The 17,216-nt window shown below is 68.8% G+C and carries 14 protein-coding genes; 7 read left to right on the top strand and 7 right to left on the bottom strand.

What is annotated here, in order from left to right; genetic code table 11:
- Nucleotides 1-10: 10 nt before the first annotated feature.
- Genes ACSQ25_RS04420 through ACSQ25_RS04400 form a run of 5 tightly spaced genes read right to left on the bottom strand, consistent with a single transcriptional unit; the run spans nucleotide 11 to nucleotide 7,949 of the window.
- Nucleotides 11-811, bottom strand: coding sequence for a hypothetical protein (locus tag ACSQ25_RS04420; protein WP_436104498.1), 801 nt, complete (start codon nucleotides 809-811; stop codon nucleotides 11-13).
- An 8-nt stretch (nucleotides 812-819) separates the two neighbouring features.
- A complete protein-coding gene (locus ACSQ25_RS04415; protein WP_436104497.1) occupies nucleotides 820-4,470 on the bottom strand; it encodes a tubulin-like doman-containing protein in 3,651 nt (1,216 codons plus the stop codon).
- 19 nt (nucleotides 4,471-4,489) lie between these two features.
- Nucleotides 4,490-4,948 (bottom strand): hypothetical protein, encoded by a 459-nt coding sequence (locus ACSQ25_RS04410; protein ID WP_436104496.1) that lies wholly within the window; start codon nucleotides 4,946-4,948, stop codon nucleotides 4,490-4,492.
- 23 nt (nucleotides 4,949-4,971) lie between these two features.
- Complete coding sequence (locus tag ACSQ25_RS04405; RefSeq protein WP_436104495.1) at nucleotides 4,972-6,462, bottom strand: hypothetical protein; 1,491 nt, start codon at nucleotides 6,460-6,462, stop codon at nucleotides 4,972-4,974.
- The gene (locus ACSQ25_RS04400; protein ID WP_436104494.1) at nucleotides 6,459-7,949 is read right to left on the bottom strand and encodes a hypothetical protein; all 1,491 of its coding nucleotides are present in this window, start codon (nucleotides 7,947-7,949) and stop codon (nucleotides 6,459-6,461) included. Before ACSQ25_RS04400 ends, ACSQ25_RS04405 begins: the two co-directional genes overlap by 4 nt.
- A 223-nt stretch (nucleotides 7,950-8,172) precedes the next feature.
- On the opposite strand from ACSQ25_RS04400, the gene ACSQ25_RS04395 reads away from it, so the two are divergent.
- The 3 genes from ACSQ25_RS04395 to ACSQ25_RS04385 all read left to right on the top strand — a co-directional run bounded on the left by ACSQ25_RS04395 (nucleotide 8,173) and on the right by ACSQ25_RS04385 (nucleotide 11,501).
- On the top strand, nucleotides 8,173-9,234 hold the full coding sequence (locus tag ACSQ25_RS04395; protein WP_436104493.1) for a hypothetical protein: 1,062 nt from the start codon (nucleotides 8,173-8,175) through the stop codon (nucleotides 9,232-9,234).
- Between the two features lie 58 nt (nucleotides 9,235-9,292).
- Nucleotides 9,293-10,477: a GAF domain-containing sensor histidine kinase gene (locus tag ACSQ25_RS04390; RefSeq protein WP_436104492.1), complete on the top strand. Its 1,185-nt coding sequence runs from the start codon at nucleotides 9,293-9,295 to the stop codon at nucleotides 10,475-10,477.
- A 184-nt stretch (nucleotides 10,478-10,661) separates the two neighbouring features.
- Entirely contained in the window at nucleotides 10,662-11,501 is an 840-nt protein-coding gene (locus ACSQ25_RS04385) for a phytanoyl-CoA dioxygenase family protein (RefSeq protein ID WP_436104491.1), read from the top strand.
- Nucleotides 11,502-11,507: 6 nt separating this feature from the next.
- Here the strand turns inward: ACSQ25_RS04385 and ACSQ25_RS04380 are convergent, their stop codons facing one another.
- Nucleotides 11,508-12,209 (bottom strand): anti-sigma factor, encoded by a 702-nt coding sequence (locus ACSQ25_RS04380; protein ID WP_436104490.1) that lies wholly within the window; start codon nucleotides 12,207-12,209, stop codon nucleotides 11,508-11,510.
- Nucleotides 12,206-12,796, bottom strand: coding sequence for an RNA polymerase sigma factor (locus ACSQ25_RS04375; protein WP_436104489.1), 591 nt, complete (start codon nucleotides 12,794-12,796; stop codon nucleotides 12,206-12,208). The genes ACSQ25_RS04380 and ACSQ25_RS04375 overlap by 4 nt, the downstream gene beginning before the upstream one ends.
- A 218-nt stretch (nucleotides 12,797-13,014) precedes the next feature.
- Between ACSQ25_RS04375 and ACSQ25_RS04370 the strand changes: the two genes are divergently transcribed.
- Genes ACSQ25_RS04370 through ACSQ25_RS04355 form a run of 4 tightly spaced genes read left to right on the top strand, consistent with a single transcriptional unit; the run spans nucleotide 13,015 to nucleotide 17,176 of the window.
- Nucleotides 13,015-14,511 (top strand): DUF4331 domain-containing protein, encoded by a 1,497-nt coding sequence (locus tag ACSQ25_RS04370; protein WP_436104488.1) that lies wholly within the window; start codon nucleotides 13,015-13,017, stop codon nucleotides 14,509-14,511.
- A gap of 10 nt (nucleotides 14,512-14,521) precedes the next feature.
- Complete coding sequence (locus ACSQ25_RS04365) at nucleotides 14,522-14,788, top strand: hypothetical protein (protein ID WP_436104487.1); 267 nt, start codon at nucleotides 14,522-14,524, stop codon at nucleotides 14,786-14,788.
- Between the two features lie 58 nt (nucleotides 14,789-14,846).
- The gene (locus tag ACSQ25_RS04360; protein WP_436104486.1) at nucleotides 14,847-16,031 is read left to right on the top strand and encodes a hypothetical protein; all 1,185 of its coding nucleotides are present in this window, start codon (nucleotides 14,847-14,849) and stop codon (nucleotides 16,029-16,031) included.
- A complete protein-coding gene (locus ACSQ25_RS04355) occupies nucleotides 16,028-17,176 on the top strand; it encodes a HupE/UreJ family protein (RefSeq protein WP_436104485.1) in 1,149 nt (382 codons plus the stop codon). The genes ACSQ25_RS04360 and ACSQ25_RS04355 overlap by 4 nt, the downstream gene beginning before the upstream one ends.
- Nucleotides 17,177-17,216: the final 40 nt, after the last annotated feature.

Raw genomic sequence — 17,216 nt, 5'->3', positions numbered from 1 at the left:
CTTGGCCCGCTTATTCTCCGCGGCTCGGATCGGCCAGCGGATGTTCGCGCTCGTCGTTGATCTCCAGCCTCAGCGCGCGGGTCTGCTCGTCCTCGCCCCAGCGCCTGGTGAACACGGCCAGCCGGGCCAGCGCCTTGTCATAGGTGCGCGCCCGGCGCAGCTTCTGGACCGCGCCGGTGGTCTCGCGCCAGGCCCTGGCGCGCTGTTCGGCGCGGGTGCAGTCGGCCGCCGCCTTGTTCAGCGACTGTTGCACCTGGCGCAGCTGCTCGGGAGTGGCGCGGGTATCGCGCAGGGCGATCAGTTCATCCTGCGCTTGCTTGGCCTTGCACTCGACGGCCAGGGCCACGGCGCGCTCCATGCGCCGCTCGATGCGGCTGCCTTCGGGACGCACGATCGTCCAGATCAGCCACAGCGCGACCAGCGCGGCGATCCACCAGCGCAGCCGTATCGGCGCGCGCCGCGGTGGTGGCGCCGGCGATGGGCCGGACGCGGCGCCGCGGCCGACGCCCGGTGGCGGCGGGATGCCGGGCTCGCGCCCTTGCTGCGCTTTTTGCTGCGCTTGTGGCGGTGCTTGCGGCGGCGTGGACGGCATGGGGGCCGGCGTCGGCGTTGCGACAGCCGGTGCGGCTGCGGGCGCCGCCGGCACAGGCCGCGGCGGCTCCACAGGCGGCTTCGCCAGCACCGGCGGCACGGCAGCCGGCTGCGCGGCCTGCTGGGCCGTGCCGCACCAGGGACAGAAATTCACCCGCCTCGGCATCAGGCGCCCGCAGTGCGGGCCGATGCAGCGGTAGACCGCGTCGTCTTGCACCATGCCGTCCTTCATTCCGGGTCAGGGATGCCGTCGGCGCCGCCCGGCGCATCGTCGGGATCGGGGATCGCATCGCCCAGCACCGCCGCCAGCTCGGGCAAGGCGCCGACGGTGCTCCATTTGTCGAGCTTCGGATTCCAGGCCATGTTCCAGGCGCGCGTCGCGGCATCGATCTCGCCGCGCGCCGCCTGGCGGGCAATCTCGTCGATCGTGAACGGGCCGCGCTGGGCGCCCTGCACGAACAGCTTGTAGCGCGGCTGCACCACTTGCACCGGCGCTTTGGCCAGCTCCACGCCGCCGGCCGCGCGGCGCTGCAGGACCACGGCGGCGCGCTCGTCGCTGGCCAGATACTCGGGCAGCAGCACGCGCTTGTCCACCGGCCGCTCGACTTCCCAGCTGTAGGCATCGCCGGCGGAATCCGGCACCGCCTCGGTCCAGCCCTGGATGCCCGCCAGCGCGGTTTCGATCTGGCTCGGGGACAGGGTCGGGTCGAGCGCGGCGGCGCGGCGGATCCAGCCTTCATACAGGCGCCGCGCGGTGATGTTCGGCAGCGAGGGCGACGGCAACTGGGCCCCGGTCTCGTCCACTTCCAGGCGCGGTTCGTACACGCGCAGCTGGTAGTAGCGCATCAGGGCTGCCAGCAGCACCAGCTGGTGCGGCCCCACGTTCGCCAGGCGGTGCCGCACCGCGCCGATCACGCCGTCGCGGTAATACGGCGGCAAGCCGTTCGAGCGGATCGCATACTCGTTGCCGATCTGGAGCCACTCGCCCGATCCCGGCTCGACTTCGAACAGATACTGGCCGCGCGGCTGGAAGCTGGCCTCGCGGTCGCCCAGGTCGGCCTTGCGACGGATCACGCCGAGCGCGATCGCCTGCAGGAACCATTCGTAGTCGTCGGCCAGGCGGTTCAGTTCATCCATCGAGGGCGACAGCGGATGGCGGAAGCGGGTGGCGTCGAAATGCAGATGGGTCGGGATCTTCGGGTTCTCGATCTGGTACGAGGCGCGCCAGGTCGGCAGGCCGCGCAGCACCGTCATCGGGTAGCCCGACAGCTCGATGTAGCAGACCGCCTTGCCGGCGATGCCGGTGTTGACGACCGAGAGCAGCTCGCCGTGGAAGTAACCGGTCGGCACCGCGGCGCGCAGCTCGGCTTCCATCCTGCGCCAGGCGCCGGCGTCGCCGACGCCGATGAAGCACTTGAACTGGTCGGCATTCGGCGTGAACTCGGCCGAAAAGCGCGCGTTCACCCAGGGCATGGCGCTGCGGATCCATTCGGCGAACACGCGCTGGCGCTCCTGCGGCGTCATCGACGACAGGCGCTCCAGCAGCGGGTCGACCGGCTCCGGCTGCTCCAGCTCCTGGCTTGACAGCTGCAGCTGGGCGCGGCGGAACAGCTTGAGCAGCAGGTCGGCGCGCAGGCGCTCGTCGCCCAGCTGCGGGAACAGGCGCGCCGAGCCGCCGAACTCCAGCAGCACTTCCTCGCTCCAGGCGCTGACGTCGCCGGTGAGGCGCACCGGCGGCGGCAGCACGTCGCTGGCCAGCTTGATGTAGGTGGCGTGCTCCTGGCGCGCATCGGCGCGCAGCTGGCTGATGCGCTGGTCGGCCGCGACCAGCATCGCCTGCACCATGCGCCGCCCTTCCTGGAATTCGCCGGCGATGCCGCTCCACTGGGCATTCCCGTGTTCGTCGGTGGACTGCGGTTCGCCCAGCCAGGCCGACATATTGCGCATCACTTCGGTCGACTGGCCGGCCGCCACCGCCAGCAGGTGGAAGCGCAGGTAGTCGGCGATGTCGCGCTTGAGGTGGTTCATCACCTCGCGCGCCTGCGGCTCCTTGCCGAACATGCGCCCGGCGGCCTGCGACAGGTTGTTCAGCGATTCCTCCACCTGGCGGGTGCGCAGCGCGTCGCGGATGTCGCGGTAGCGGCGTCCGTTGCGCTCGGCGTTGGCCAGGTCGCGCTGCGACAGGCGCGCCTTGACCTGCTCCAGCAGCGACAGCACGAATTCGAGGCCGCCCTGCTTGCGGTCGTCGAGCAGGGCGTACAGGCGCTCGCGCACCCGGGTCTTCAGGCGGCCCGTCAACTCTCCCGTGTGGCGCTTGATGCGATCTTCGCTGGTCTCGGCGGTGGCGCCGGCTTCGCGGATGGCGTCGCGCTCGAGCTGCGGCAGCAGTTCGGCCACTTTCTCGCGCCACTGCCGGATGTCGTAGGACGCCATGATGCGGTCCACTTCGAGCTGCACCTTGCTCTCGACCCGCTCGAGCAGCAGGCGCCCGTCCTTGTCGAGCAGCAGGGCGCCGGTGAGCGCGTATTCCGGGAAGGGCGTCACGTCCACCGTCCCCTTGCGGAAGTCCGGGAAGATGTCGAAGGGGCGTTCGGCCATGTCCATGTGCTCGCGCATGAAGCTGTCGCGCTCGGCGTCGCCGGCACGGCGTGCCGCCATGCCATCGGTCCCGACCAGCCCGAAGAAGGCCTTCACCATCAGCCCGGCCAGCTCATAGGCGCGAATGTCGTCGCGCAGGCTCTGCTGGGTGTCGAGCACGGACTGGCCGAAGGCGGAATAGACCTTGGAGTAAGACAGGCGCATGTCGCCGAAGCGCTGCTCCGGCACGCGCGGGTTGTAGGGCCCCAGCTTGTGCTGCTGCTGGTTGACCGCGACCGAGCGCTTGCGGTTGGCGAAGTCGGCCGAGGCGAAGTCTTCGAACAGGGTGTCGGCCACCATCTGGTACACGTCCTTGACGTCGAGCGTGGCCTTGTTGGCGAGGTTGGCGGTATCGACGAAATACACGTCGTCGAAGGGCGCGCCGCGGCCCGTGATGCTGTCCGGGTCCATCCAGTGGACTTGCGCGTTCATGTCGCGCATCGCCGTTTCCAGTTCCATCAGGGTGGCGTAGGCATTGGCCTCGGTGCGCTCCTTGTTGGCTTTGGCGAAGCCGCCGGGCATCAGGAGCACCAGGTCGACCTGGCTGTCCGAGACTTCCTGGCGCGCGATGGCTTTCGACAGCCAGCCCAGGTCCAGCACGCTGCCGGCGCCGGTACCGCCCGCACAGGAAGCGATGACGACGATGCGGAACTTCGAGGTATCGACCTGCAGGCCGAGGCGCTGGTAATTCTCCTTGCGCTCGATGCCGGCATTACTGCTCAGGAAGTTCAGCGCACCCTTGATGCGGCCGCGCAGCTTGGGGTATTTGTCGAACAGGTAGAGCCGCGCCAGCGCGCGGATCTGCCCTGCCCCTTTCGAGGGGTCGATGCCGAGCGAGCGCAGTTTTTTGGGACGCAGCGGCATCCAGCTTTCGATCAGCGGGAAGCGCGCCAGGCTGTCGTCGGACTCGTGATACTGCGGCAGGTCGAGCGGCTCGACCAGGCGTTCTTCGTCGGTGAGCTTGACCAGTTCGTACCAGGGATCGGTACGCTGCGACTTGCCCTCGTCGATGACGGCATTGTTGTCGAGGTCGAAGTGCAGGAAGCGCGCCACCGGGAAGTCGGCGATCGACTCGACCCGGGTCGGATTGTGCCGGTTCCAGACCGCCGACAGGATGCGGCGGCGGATGCGCATCATCACTTCCATGCCGGTACCGCCGGCGCCGATGAACAGGGTCGGGCGCAGGTCGACTTTCAGCTCTGCCTTGGCGTTCACGGCTGCGGGGTTGGGGAAATCTGCCATATCGCGTCTTTCAGGTAAATTAGCGGCGGCCGATGAACAGGGCCGCGACCAGCGCCACCAAGCCCACCGCCACCAGCGGGCCGGTGACGGCGAAGGTCAGGAACTTGCTGGCATTGATGATGGCCAGCACCGCGGCGGCCGACAGGAAGCCCAGGCCGACGAACAGCAGCCAGCCGGCGCTGCCCGCCGACGAGGGCGCGACCCGCCGCACCACCAGGTGGTGCACGTAGGCGTTGCGCACGAAGAAGTACACCACCAGCAGCACCACGAACACCGCCGCGCCGATCGCCAGGTCGCGCGACGAGGTGTCGGTGGCCGGCACCGGCGCAGTCGTCGTGCCCGGCACTACCTCGACCGGACGGCCTGCAGTTTCCGGCTGGGTCTGGGGCAGCGTGTCCTGGGTGGAGGCCGATTCTTCCGGCAGCTTGAAGCCGGGATCGGCGGGCGACGGGGCGGATGGTTTCTGGGTGCCTTGCATGGGGTTTCCTTTCCTTTTTATTGTTAGCGGCCGAGCCGGACCTGGGCGCCTTCGCGCAGGTCGGTCAGCTGGTGGCCGAACAGGGTGGTCTTGAGCATCGCCACCTGTTGTCCGGCCTTGTCGTAAATCGGCTGCGTGGTGCCGGGACGGGCCCGCATCGTGCGCAGCTCGTCCTCCACGGTGACCTGGGCCACGCGCGGCCTGCCATACATCCACGCGGCCGCGCCGGCTGCCGCCAGCGCCGCCGCCGCGAGGCCGCCCAGTGCCGCCAGCGGGCCCATGCCGTAATGCACCCGCACTTCGAGCGGCAGCACCGCGGTCGAGGCCTGGATGCTGGGCGGCGGCGTGAAGATATCGGGCAGCGGGTCGCCCGGGAACAGCGCCGCCATGCGCTGGCGGAAGTCCTGCGACAGGGCCAGGCGCTGGTTCGCCAGGTGCAGCTCGATCCGGCCCGGCAGCACATAGGCCGAGCCGGCCGACTTGAGCGCGGCCATCGACCATTTTTCGGGCAGCTGGGCCACCGGCAGCTGCATCGTCGAGCCGAGCGGCAGCGGCTTGCCCGGCGCCAGATTCTCCACGCGGCTGCTGGCCAGGGCGATCTTGCGGTCTTCGCCGGCCAGCATCGAGCGCGCGCCGAGCGTGGCCGAGACGATGGTGTACGGGTACATCGTGTTCTCGAGCTGCCAGCGCACGCTGGCGCGCGGCGTGCGCGCATCGGGATCGACGTCGGCGCGCAGGGCGCCGCCCGGGGCCTGCGAGAAGGCCACGCCGGGCGCATCCTCGACCTGGGCCGGCACCAGGCGCACGGTGTCGCGGTCGAGCGGCTTCAGGCGCGCCGGCCGTTCGGTGATCACGCGGGCGATGCGGCCGGAGGCCAGCAGGCCGTCGAGCGCGCGGCTGCCCTCCTGGCCGACGGCAAAGGCGTAGATCATCAACCCGTTGGCCTGATAGTGCTTGCCCTGGACCGGCATGCGCAGAGGGAAGGCCACCACCTTGTCGATGGCCCGGCCGCGGTGGATCAGCTCATAGAACTCACGGTTGCGCGCAGCCGTGGCCTGGTCGTTGTTGGGGCTGTTGCGGTTGTTGGTCACCAGCCAGACGATGCCCGGCTTGCCGCCCAGCGCGCTGGCAATCGCGGCCTGCACCGCTTCGCCGAGGTCGGTGTCGGCCAAGGCGCTGCTGTTCGGCTTGCGCGCCGTGTCGAGGCCGGCCAGGGCCGCGTCGACGCGGCTGCGCACGGTCTTGCCGTCGACCTTGAACGAGGCCAGCGCCTTTGGCGACGGCGCGCCCGGCAGCGACTGGTTGAAGGCGGCCAGCACCAGCGCGTCGCCCGGCTGCACCACTGCCCCGGCCAGGGCGCCGACGAGCGGCTTGAACTGGCTGTTCGGGTCGCTGTAGAAGGGCTCCATCCAGCCCGAGTTCTGCACCAGGAAGACGTGTGGCGTGGCGCAGGCACCGGCTGCCGCGAACAGCAGCGCCAGCGCAGCCACGATGTGCCGGGACAGCGCCCTCATGCCTGCTCTTCCAGAGTCCAGCCGCGCACCGCGTTCCAGTCAGGATGGTGCAGCCACAGGCAGCCGTCGTACACGAAGGGGACGCAATCGAGCGGCCGCGCCAGGCGTACCACTTCGTCGAGGATGACGTTGCGCCGGCCGATCCATTCGATCGTGGTGCGCGCGATCACGCGGTTTTCCAGCGCGTCTTCGGCACGGCCGGTGACCTTGTGCAGGCGCAGCACCAGCCCGCTCGGCTGGCTGCGGTTGTTGTTGAAGGCGCGCAGCAGCGGCAGCACCAGGGTCTCGTCCTGGTTCAGGTCTTCGACGTGCTCGCCCGACCAGGGTTCGTCGACCACCGGGTGACCGCGCCGGAACAGGAAATTGGCGAATCCCAGGCGCGCGCCGTCGATCGGCGCAGCCTCGGGCCGTTCGCTGCCGAGTTCGAGGAAAGAGTAGCCCTGCCCGTCATGGCCGATGTGCCACAGGCGGCCGTCGCGGCTCTGGGTCGGGCCGCCGAAGGCGAGGCGCGGCTGCCAGCCGGGCGGCCAGGGCGTGAACAGCGGCGGCTCGCCCGGACGCCAGGCAAGCTGGCCCTCTTCGTGCAGCCAGAACAGGCGGCCGTCGTAGCCGATCGGGCGCGACCAGCCCGCTGCCGGCACGTCCGGACAGGCGTATTCCTCGACGTCGCCGGTATCGACCCGCGTGCTCCATAAACGGACCGCGCCATCGGGCGCCAGCAGGCAGGCGATGTGGCGGCGCATGGCGCCCGGCGCGGCGGCGAGCGGCGCCTCCAGCACGGGTTCAAGGCGGTAGGTCTCGCTGACGGGATTGATCCACAGGCGCTGCAGGCCGCCATTGGTCGGCACGATGGCGACTTCGCCACGGCGCGGCTCCAGCACCGGCAGCCATGCATACGCGGATACCGTGAAGGCCAGGCCGGCGGCGCCTTCTTCCGGGGTCATCACGTGCCACAGGCCGGCCACCGGGTCCCAGTATTGCAGCACGCCGCGGGTGTGGGCCAGCGCCAGCAGGCGCTGTTCGGGAAAGCCGTAATGGGCGGCGGCGAACACGCAGCAGGCATTCGGCGGCACCGGCATGCTGCGGTCGGCACGGCCGGGATGCGGCGCGGCCGGACGTTCTTCGAGGCTGTCGCCGAGCGGCAGCGAAGTGACCGGCAGGCCGTGGGGCACGTGGCGCGGCAGCATGGCGTCGCCGCCCGGGCCCCACCAGCCGGCCAGGCGCGACGGCGTGCCCGGCAGGCGCTGCAGCGGCTTGCCGCAGTTGGGGCAGAAAGCGAAGCCTTCGGGGTAGATGGGGGCACAGCCGCAACTGGTGGGCAGCGAGGCGCCAAGCAGGCGCGCAATATCCGACAGACGCGCAGGCAGGCGGCCGGGCGCATGCGCCTGCCAGTCGATGCGGCCCAGCCCTTCGCTGGCCAGCAAGGCAAACTGCCCTTCCTCGTCCTCCTGCCAGACACTGGCAGGCGTTTCCCATCGGTATACCATCTGTCGCCTTGTGCCTTGATTACATTGATCGAAATCGGGCCTGGCGCGGCCCTTGTTGTTGCTCAAATCATAGCGCCGGGCACTGCCGCGCGGCGCGCCGTACACCGGGTAGCGCGCCCTGACCCCTCAGGGATCAATAGATGAGCCATTTCCGGACTGATGCGGGGAACTTTCAGCCAACGTACGTATAATGGCGGCGATTTCCCTTCCATTTCCCCGCAACATGCATACCCCAGATCCGACCGCCCTCCCCCAGCAGGACGACCTGCCCGCGACCGCCATCGACGCCGCCGCCGCGCACCTGCGCGACATCCTGGCGATCGCGCTCGAACACGGTCCCGGACAGCAGGCGCTGGTCGTCTACGACGAACGCACTGCGCTGGCGCGCGCCCTGGCCGAGGGCTACCGCCGCAACCTCCCGGACGCGCGCTTCGTCGACTTCGACAGCGCCACGCCGGACGCCGTGCTGGCCGCCTTCCGCGCGATGGCAGCGCAGGACCTGGTGGTGCTGGTGCAGTCCACCAACTTCCGCCTCGACGGCTTTCGCATCCGGGTCGAGCTGTTCAAGCTGGGGCTGAAGGTGATCGAGCACGTGCACCTGTCGCGCATGCCGGGCCCGCAGTCGGCGCACTACATCGAGGCGCTGGCCTACGACCCGGCCTATTTCCGCGGCACCGGACGCGCACTGAAGGCGCGTATCGACGCGGCGCCGCATGCGCGCGTGCTCGGCGGCGGCGAAACCCTGCATTTCAGTTCGCCTCTCGAGCCGGCCAAGCTGAACGTGGGCGACTACAGCGAGATGCATAACGTCGGCGGCCAGTTCCCGATCGGCGAGGTGTTCACCGAAGCGCTCGACCTGGAAGCCGTGCACGGCCGGGTGCAGGTGCACGTCTTCGGCGACACCTCCTACCGCTCCAACCGCCCGGATATTCCGGTCACCCTGATCATCGAACGCGGGCGCGTGGTCGGCACCGAGAACGCGACGCCGGCCTTCCAGCAGGTGCTGGACAACATCACCGCGGATGAAGGCGAGGTCTGGGTGCGCGAGCTGGGCTTCGGCATGAATCGCGCCTTCACGCGCGAGCGCCGCGTGGACGACATCGGCACCTACGAGCGCATGTGCGGCATCCACCTGTCGCTGGGCGCCAAGCACGGGGTGTACCCGAAGCCGGGCTTCAAGCGCAAGGATGCGCGCTACCACATCGACGTGTTCGCGGTGACCGATGCGGTCTACCTCGGCGATGAACGTGTTTACGCGGACGGGCGCTGGATTTGTAACAGCTGAGCGGTCCCGCCTTCACAGGTGTTACCATGCCCGGATAATTATTTTCGTGGGGCGGTCCATGGCTGGCAGCACACCTACTTGCGTCGACGAGATCCAGGCGATCGGCGCCGTCCCGAAGATCCTCGAAACCGTGGCCGCGATGACCGGCCTGCGCTTCGTGTGCATCGCCCACGTCACCCGGGATTCCTGGACCGCCTGCGCGGTGCTCGACCGGCTCGAATTCGGCCTCCATCCGGGCGACCCGCTCGACGTCACCACCACCTTGTGCGAGGAAGTCCGCGATACCGGCGCCGCCGTGATCATCGACCACGTACGTGAAAGTGCGCAGTACTGCGAGCACCACACCCCGCGCATCTACGGCTTCCAGAGCTACTTCTCGATTCCCGTGTTCCGGCCCGACGGCCAGTATTTCGGTACCCTGTGCGGCCTCGACCCGGAACCGGCCAGGCTGACCGATGCCGTCACCGTCTCGACCCTGCAGCTGTTCACCGAACTGATCGCCAAGCAGCTCGAGAGCGAGCGCTCGCTGGGCGAAGCGCGTGCCGCCCTGCTCGATGAACGCGAGACGGCCGAGCTGCGCGAGCAGTTCATCGCCGTGCTCGGGCACGACCTGCGCACCCCGCTCGGCTCCGTCCTGTCGGGCACCGAGATCCTGCTGCTGAAGCACCAGGACCCGTCCACCCGCCAGGTGGTCGAACGGATCCGGCGCAGCACCCGGCGCATGGCGGCGCTGGTCGAGGACGTGGTCGACTTCACGCGCGGCCGCATGGGCGGCGGCATCGCGCTCGACCTGCGGCCGGTGAAGGGCGCCGACCTGCGCCTGTACGACGTCGTGGACGAGCTCTCGGGGCTGTATCCGGAGCGCGTGATCGATACCGCGTTCCAGCCCGGCATGTCGCTGCACTGCGACCCGGAGCGGCTGGCGCAGCTGCTGTCGAATCTATTGAAGAACGCCCTGGTACACGGCAGCGAGCAGCATCCCGTGTTCGTCGTCGCCCACGTGCGCGAGGGCCGCTTCACCCTGCGCGTCACCAACGGCGGGCCGGACCTCAGCCCCGCCGTCATCGACCAGCTCCTGAAACCCTACTGGCGCGCAGCCTCGCGCGCCGGCAGCGAAGGCCTCGGGCTCGGCCTCTACATCGTCGACCAGATCGCGCGCGGCCACGGCGGCACGATCGAGATCGGGTCAAGCGCCGGCTCCACCTCGTTCACCTTCACGATGGCGGCGGACGCGGTGGCCTGAGCCGCCCGTCTGTGGCGCGCTAGAAGGTCACAGGGTCAGGTCTGACATTTGGACACGAGCCCAGCTCTAGTACAATGATTTTCACGCAGTATGTCCGACTATCGGACCTGCCCCCAGCTTTTTCCCGCTTGCCTGATACCCTGTGCAGCAACGCTACAATGGCGTTTTGCCCCGGATCTCCCACATGCTGACACCAGAACAGCGCGACCAATTCCAGCGTGACGGCTTCCTCGTCGTCCCCGGCTTCAAGAACCTCGACGAGATCGCTGCGCTGCGCCGGCGCGCCGAGGAGATCGTCGACGCCTTCGACCCCAGCGAATCGCGGGCCATCTTCACCACCAAAGACCAGGAACGCGCCAGCGACGCCTGGTTCCTCGGCTCGGACAACACGGTACGCTGCTTCTTCGAAGAGGAAGCCTTCGGTGCGGACGGCCAACTGCGCCAGGCCAAGGCCCTGTCGATCAACAAGATCGGCCACGCGATGCACGACCTCGATCCGGTCTTCAATGCGTTCACGCGCGACCCGAAACTGGCCGCCGTGGCGCGCGATCTCGGCCTCGAACAGGCGCAGGTCTGGCAGTCGATGTACATCTTCAAGCAGCCGGGCATCGGCGGCGAGGTGCGCTGGCACCAGGATGCCACCTTCTTCGACAGCGACCCGATCACCGTGACCACCTTCTGGTTCGCGCTCGAAGACGCGACCGTGGACAACGGCTGCCTGTGGGCCGAACCGGGCGGGCACCGCGGCCCGCTGCGCGAACGCTTCCTGCGCGATGGCGACGCCATCAGCATGGAAAAGCTGGATGCGACACCCTGGCCGGACGACAGCACCGCCGTACCGCTCGAAGCGAAAGCGGGCACCCTGGTCTGCTTCCACGGCCTCCTGCCGCACTACAGCGCGCCGAACCGCTCGCCGGTGTCGCGCCATGCGTTCACGCTGCATGCGACCGATGCGCGCTCGGCCTACTCGCCGCGCAACTGGATCCAGCGCGATGCCGGATTCCCAGTGCGCGGCTTCGACTAACGCTCCCTACATCACCCTGACCCAGCCCCCCTTGTAGAGGATCGGCCCGGTCGGCCCGTTCGGATCCGGCGAGCCGCCCTTCGGTTCCAGGCTGACCGCGAGCAGCGCCACGTCGGCGCCGAGCGCCTGGCGCGTAAGCGGCAAGGTCAGCTCGCGTCCAGCGCCCAGCACGCCGAGCGAACGCGGCTTGCCCTGTAGCGGCACCGCCCACAGTTGCAGCGTCTGCGCCGGGCTGACCGGTTGTGCCTCGACCAGGCGCACGCTCAGGAGCTGGCGCTCGCGGTCGGCCAGCACCAGCAGTGCGGTGCGGGCCTGCTCGTCGGTCAGGGTGGCGATGTCGCTGAAGGACGGCTCGCTGCGTTCCTGCATCACGGCCACCAGCAGCAGCGCCGCCACCATGCTCGCGCTCACGCCAAGCGTGCGCCAGTAGCCGAGCGTGCCGTGGCGCCAGAACTGCCAGGCCGGCGCCGGCGCGCGCAGCCCGAGGCGTGCCTCGATGGCGCGCCACACCTGACTGCGCGGGGTCGCCGGAGGCACGAATTCGGCCATGGCGCCGATCCGGTCGCGCCATTCGGCCACCGTGCGGCGCAGTGCGCCGTCGCCGTGCATATAGCCCTCGAAGCGGCGGCGCGCCCTGCCCCGCAGCGTCCCCAGCACGTATTCGGCCGCCAGGCGGTCACGCAATCTGTCCTTGCCGCGCAGGTTCATGCCGCCCTCCCGCCCGTCAGGCAGTCCTGCAGGCGCGCCAGGCTGCGCCGGATCCAGGTCTTCACCGTCCCGATCGGCAGTGCGAGCTTCTGCGCCACATCGCTATGCGACAGGTCGTGGAAGAAGGCCAGGCCGACCACGTGCCGGTGTTTTTCCTCGAGCGCGGACATGCAGGTCGCCAGCGCCTTGGCTTCGCTGCTCAGCTCGAGGGCTTCGGCCGGGTTGGAAGCAGGGTCGCGCAGGCAGGCCAGCACCCGCTCGTCGAAATCCGCACCATCGATCTCGACATCCGCCTGCAGGCGCCGCAACAGGTCGAAGGACTTGTTGCGGACGATGGTCGTCATCCAGGTCATCGGCGCCGACAGCCCGGCCTGGTAATCGCCGGCGTGGTGCCAGATCGACACAAAACTTTCCTGCAAGGCTTCCTCGGCCAGCTCGCGGCGGCGCAGGATGCGCAGCGCCAGCCCGTACAGGCGCGGCGAACTTGCCTCGTATAAGTGACGAAAAGCGAGCGCATCTTTCTGCGCGGCGCCACGTAACCAGGTATTCAGTTCTAATGAATTTAGCGAATTTGACGACTGAAGCACGGGAGCACCTTCCGGATCGAAGATATTTTGACGATTTTGCCAAGCAATCAAGAACTTAGCATATTTACGCAAAGGCAATGCAACAAAAAATAATATTTTGAATCCGATAAGGCGCTGCCTGCGTATATGCCTGGGTAGCCATGCCGCGCAGGGTCCTGTCTTCCCCGCAAGCTTGCCCACCCCCTGGAGGGGACCACAACATCAATGAGGAGATCACCATGCATTCTGCCAAGTATCACCCTTGGGCCGTCGCCCTGCTTTCGGGCGCGGCCCTTGCCGCACTGGCCTTGCCCGCCGCAGCCTCGAGCCACCGCGAAGCCCCGTTCCTGACCAATGTGCCCAAGGTCGACGGGACCGACTTCTACCTGTTCCGCAGCTACGCGCCAGGGCGCGAAGGCTACGTGACCATGATCGCCAACTTCATACCCTTCCAGGATCCCCAGGGCGGCCCGAACTTCTACCAGTTCGACAACAACGCCCTCTACGAAATCCACGTCGACAACAACGGCGACGCGAAGGAAGACATTTCCTTCCAGTTCCGCTTCAAGAGCACCTCGAAGCGCACCGCCCTCAACGTGGGCGGCAAACAGGTCCAGATCCCCCTGATCAATTCGAACACGATCAGCGGCGTCAACCCGGCCGCGCTCAACGTGCGCGAGACCTTCACCATCGACATGGTCAAGGGCGACCGCCGCGCCGGCACCCGCACCCGCCTGGCCGCGGCCACCGGCGGCGCCACCGAGTTCGACAAGCCGGTCGACAACATCGGCGACAAGACCTTCGGCAGCGCCACCGGCTACGAAACCTATGCCAACCAGCACATCCACGACGTCAACATCCCCGGCTGCGGTACCGGCCGCGTCTTCGTCGGCCAGCGCAAGGAATCCTTCTACATCGCGGTCGGCAAGATCTTCGACCTGGTCAACCTGAACCCGCTGGGCGCCGAAGTCAACGGCAACAAGAACGACCTCGAGAACAAGAACGTCAGCGCGATTGCGATCGAAGTGCCGATCAGCTGCGTGGTGGCGGCCGGCGAACCGGTCATCGGCGCCTATGCTACCGCCAGCATGCGCCAGGGCCGCCTGCTCAACCCGGCCCCGGCCAGCGGCATCAACAACGCCGCCAAGGAAGGCGGCGCCTGGACCCAGGTGTCGCGCCTGGGCATGCCGCTGGTGAACGAAGTCATCATCGGTTTGGACGACAAGGACCGTTTCAATACCTCGAAGCCGAAGGATGACGGCCAGTTCATCAACTACGTCACCAATCCGACCCTGCCGGCCCTGATCGAGACCCTGTTCCCGTCGGCCAAGGCCCCGACCAACTTCCCGCGCAACGACCTGGTGACCGCCTTCCTGAAAGGCCTGCCGGGCGTGAACCAGCCGAAGAACGTGGTCGCCTCCGAGATGCTGCGCCTGAACACCAGCATCGCACCGACCGCGCTGGCGGCGCAGAACCCGATGGGCGTGGCGGCGGGCGACAATGCCGGCTTCCCGAACGGCCGCCGTCCGGCCGATGACGTCACCGACATCGCGCTGCGGGTCTCGATGGGCGCCCTGTGCGTGCTGACCGGCGCCACCGATGCCCTCGGCGTCGGCTGCAAGCCGTCCGACGCGCCTGCCGGCGGCCTGGCCCTGACCGATGGCGTGCGCAAGAACGCGGCTGCGTACAGGCCGACCTTCCCCTACCTGAACACGCCGCTGCCGGGCAACCAGTAAGGAGGACGCCATGACATCCATCATCCGCCGCATGCGCCAGGGCGCACTGCTGGTGCCGCTGGCCCTGCTGCTGAGCGCTTGTGGCAGCAGCAGCGACAATGACAGCGCGCAGGCCCCGCCGCCGGTCGCCACCACCCCGCCGCCGCCCGTCGGCGACGCGTTCTTCAACACGATCAGCGCGAACTTCTTTGCGATGACCGACGTCGAGGAACCGGTCCAGGTCGACGCCATCGCCACCACCGCGCCCGAGAACACCGAGCCCGACCCGGTGCAGTAAGAGCACGACCGCAAGGCGGGACGCGGTCCACCGCATCCCGCCTTTCCTGGAGCCCCCGATGAACCCGACGTTCTTCCCCGTTTTGCTGGCGGGCTTGCTGGCGCTGTCCGCCCCCGCCGCCGCCGCACCCTATACTCCGGCCAGCGGCGCCCAGGTGCTCGAGCGCCTGCCGGGCCGCATGGATGCGACCCAGCGCGAGCTGGCGCGCATGCGCACCGAACTGGCCGCCAATCCCTCCGACCTGGCGCGCGCCGCCGCGCTGGCGCGCCGCTATATCGAGCAGGCACGCCACGACGGCGACCCGCGCTACCTCGGCTATGCCCAGGCCGCCCTTGCTCCGTGGTGGAAACAGCCGCGCGAGCGTGCGCCGGCCGAAGTGCTGGTGCTGCGCGCCACCCTCGTCCAGAGCACCCATTCCTTCGGCGAGGCCCTCGCGGATCTCGACGAGGTGGTGCGGCGCGATCCCGGCAATGCCCAGGCCTGGCTCACCCGCTCCACCATCCAGCAAGTGACGGGCGACCATGCCGGCGCACGCGCCAGCTGCGCGCGCCTGTTCGGCCGCGCGCCCGATCTGGTCGTGCAGACCTGCCTGGCCTCGGTGGGCAGCCTGAACGGCCAGGCCCGCCCCAGCTACCTGCGGCTGGAGCGCAGCCTCGCCGCGCGTGCCGACAGCCCGGCGCCGCTGCGCGCCTGGTCCGCCACCCTGCTGGCCGAAATGGCCGAACGGCTCGGCGACCATGCGGCGGCCGACACCCACTTCCGCAGCGCCCTGAATATCGATCAGCAGGATACCTATCTGCTGGCCGCCTACGCCGACTTCCTGCTCGAACGCGGCCGCGCGCAGGACGTGGTGCGCCTGCTCGGCACACGCACCCAGGCCGACGCCCTGCTGCTGCGCCATGCGCTCGCGCTTTCCGAGCTTGGCGCCCCCGATGCGGCGCGCCAGAGCGCGGCACTGCGTGCCCGCTTCGAGGCCGCGCGGCGCCGCGGCGACACGGTCCACCGCCGCGAGGAAGCGCGCTTCGCGCTGGAGCTTGCCGGGGATCCGGCCGCGGCGGTGCGTCTTGCGAAACTCAACTGGGCAGTGCAGAAGGAACCGGCCGACCTGCGCATCCTGGCGCGGGCCGCGGCCGCCAGCGGCGACACCGAGGCTGCGCGCCTGGTACGCGACTGGCTGCGCCACAGCAGGCTGGAAGACCGCACGCTCGACGCCGTCGCGCAGAACCTGGGAGCCAGGACATGATGCGGCCCCTGCTTGCCCTGCTGGCGGCGCTGGCGCTGTCATGGTCCCCTGCGGCATCCGCCCACAAGGCCAGCGACAGCTACCTGAATCTTGCCGTCGACGGTGCGCGCATCGAGGGCCGCTGGGACATCGCCCTGCGCGACCTCGAATTGGCCGTCGGACTGGATGCCGACGGCGACGGCCAGCTGACCTGGGACGAGGTGCGTGCGCGGCACGGCGCCATCGAAGCCTATGCGCTCAGCCGCCTGACACTGTCGTCCGATGGCGCCGCCTGCCCGCTCACGGTCACGCAGCAGCTGGTCGACAGCCATACCGACGGCGCTTATACGGTGCTGGTGCTGCGCGGCGCCTGCGCCGCACCAGTGGACACGCTGGCGGTGGGCTATACGCTGCTGGCCGAACTCGACCCGCAGCACCGCGGCCTGCTGGCCCTGCGCAAGGCAGGTGCCGGCGCCACTTCCACCGCCATCCTCGGCCCCGACAATCCACAACAGCAGCTGCGCCTGGCCGAGCCGGCGCACTGGCGCCAGTTCGCCGATTACGTGAAGCAGGGTGTGTGGCATATCTGGATCGGCTTCGATCACATCCTGTTCCTGCTGTCGCTCCTGCTGCCGGCCGTGCTGCTCTACCGCGACCAGCAATGGGTGGGCCGGGAAGGCTTCCGCAGCGCCGGGATGGACGTGGTGCGCGTCGTCACCGCCTTCACGCTGGCGCACTCGCTGACCCTGAGCCTGGCCGCGCTGGGGGTGTTGGCGCTGCCCTCGCGCCTGGTCGAATCGGCGATCGCGGCCTCGGTGATCGTGGCGGCGCTGAACAACCTGCGGCCGCTATACCAGCGCGGCCGCGTCCTGTTCGCCTTCGGCTTCGGCCTGCTGCACGGTTTCGGTTTCGCCAGCGTACTGGCCGAGCTCGGCCTGCCGCAGAGCGCCCTGCTGCTGTCCCTGGTTGGCTTCAATGTGGGCGTCGAGCTCGGCCAGCTGGCCATCGTCGCCATCTTCCTGCCGCTCGCTTGGTGGCTGCGCAAGGGCTTCTTCTACCGGCGCGTGGTGATGCTGGGCGGGTCGGCCGCGATCGCGCTGGTGGCCGCAGTCTGGCTGCTGGAACGCGCCCTCGATCTGGAGCTGCCTTTCTGGGGCTTGGCCTAGGCATACATATGCATCATGTATCAGTTTTTTTACAAATCCT

The sequence above is a fragment of the Massilia sp. LjRoot122 genome, from assembly GCF_964252725.1.
Classification (GTDB): Bacteria; Pseudomonadota; Gammaproteobacteria; order Burkholderiales; family Burkholderiaceae_D; genus Telluria.
Note: the sequence above shows the minus strand (reverse complement) of the source record. Positions and strands in the feature narration are given on the sequence as shown.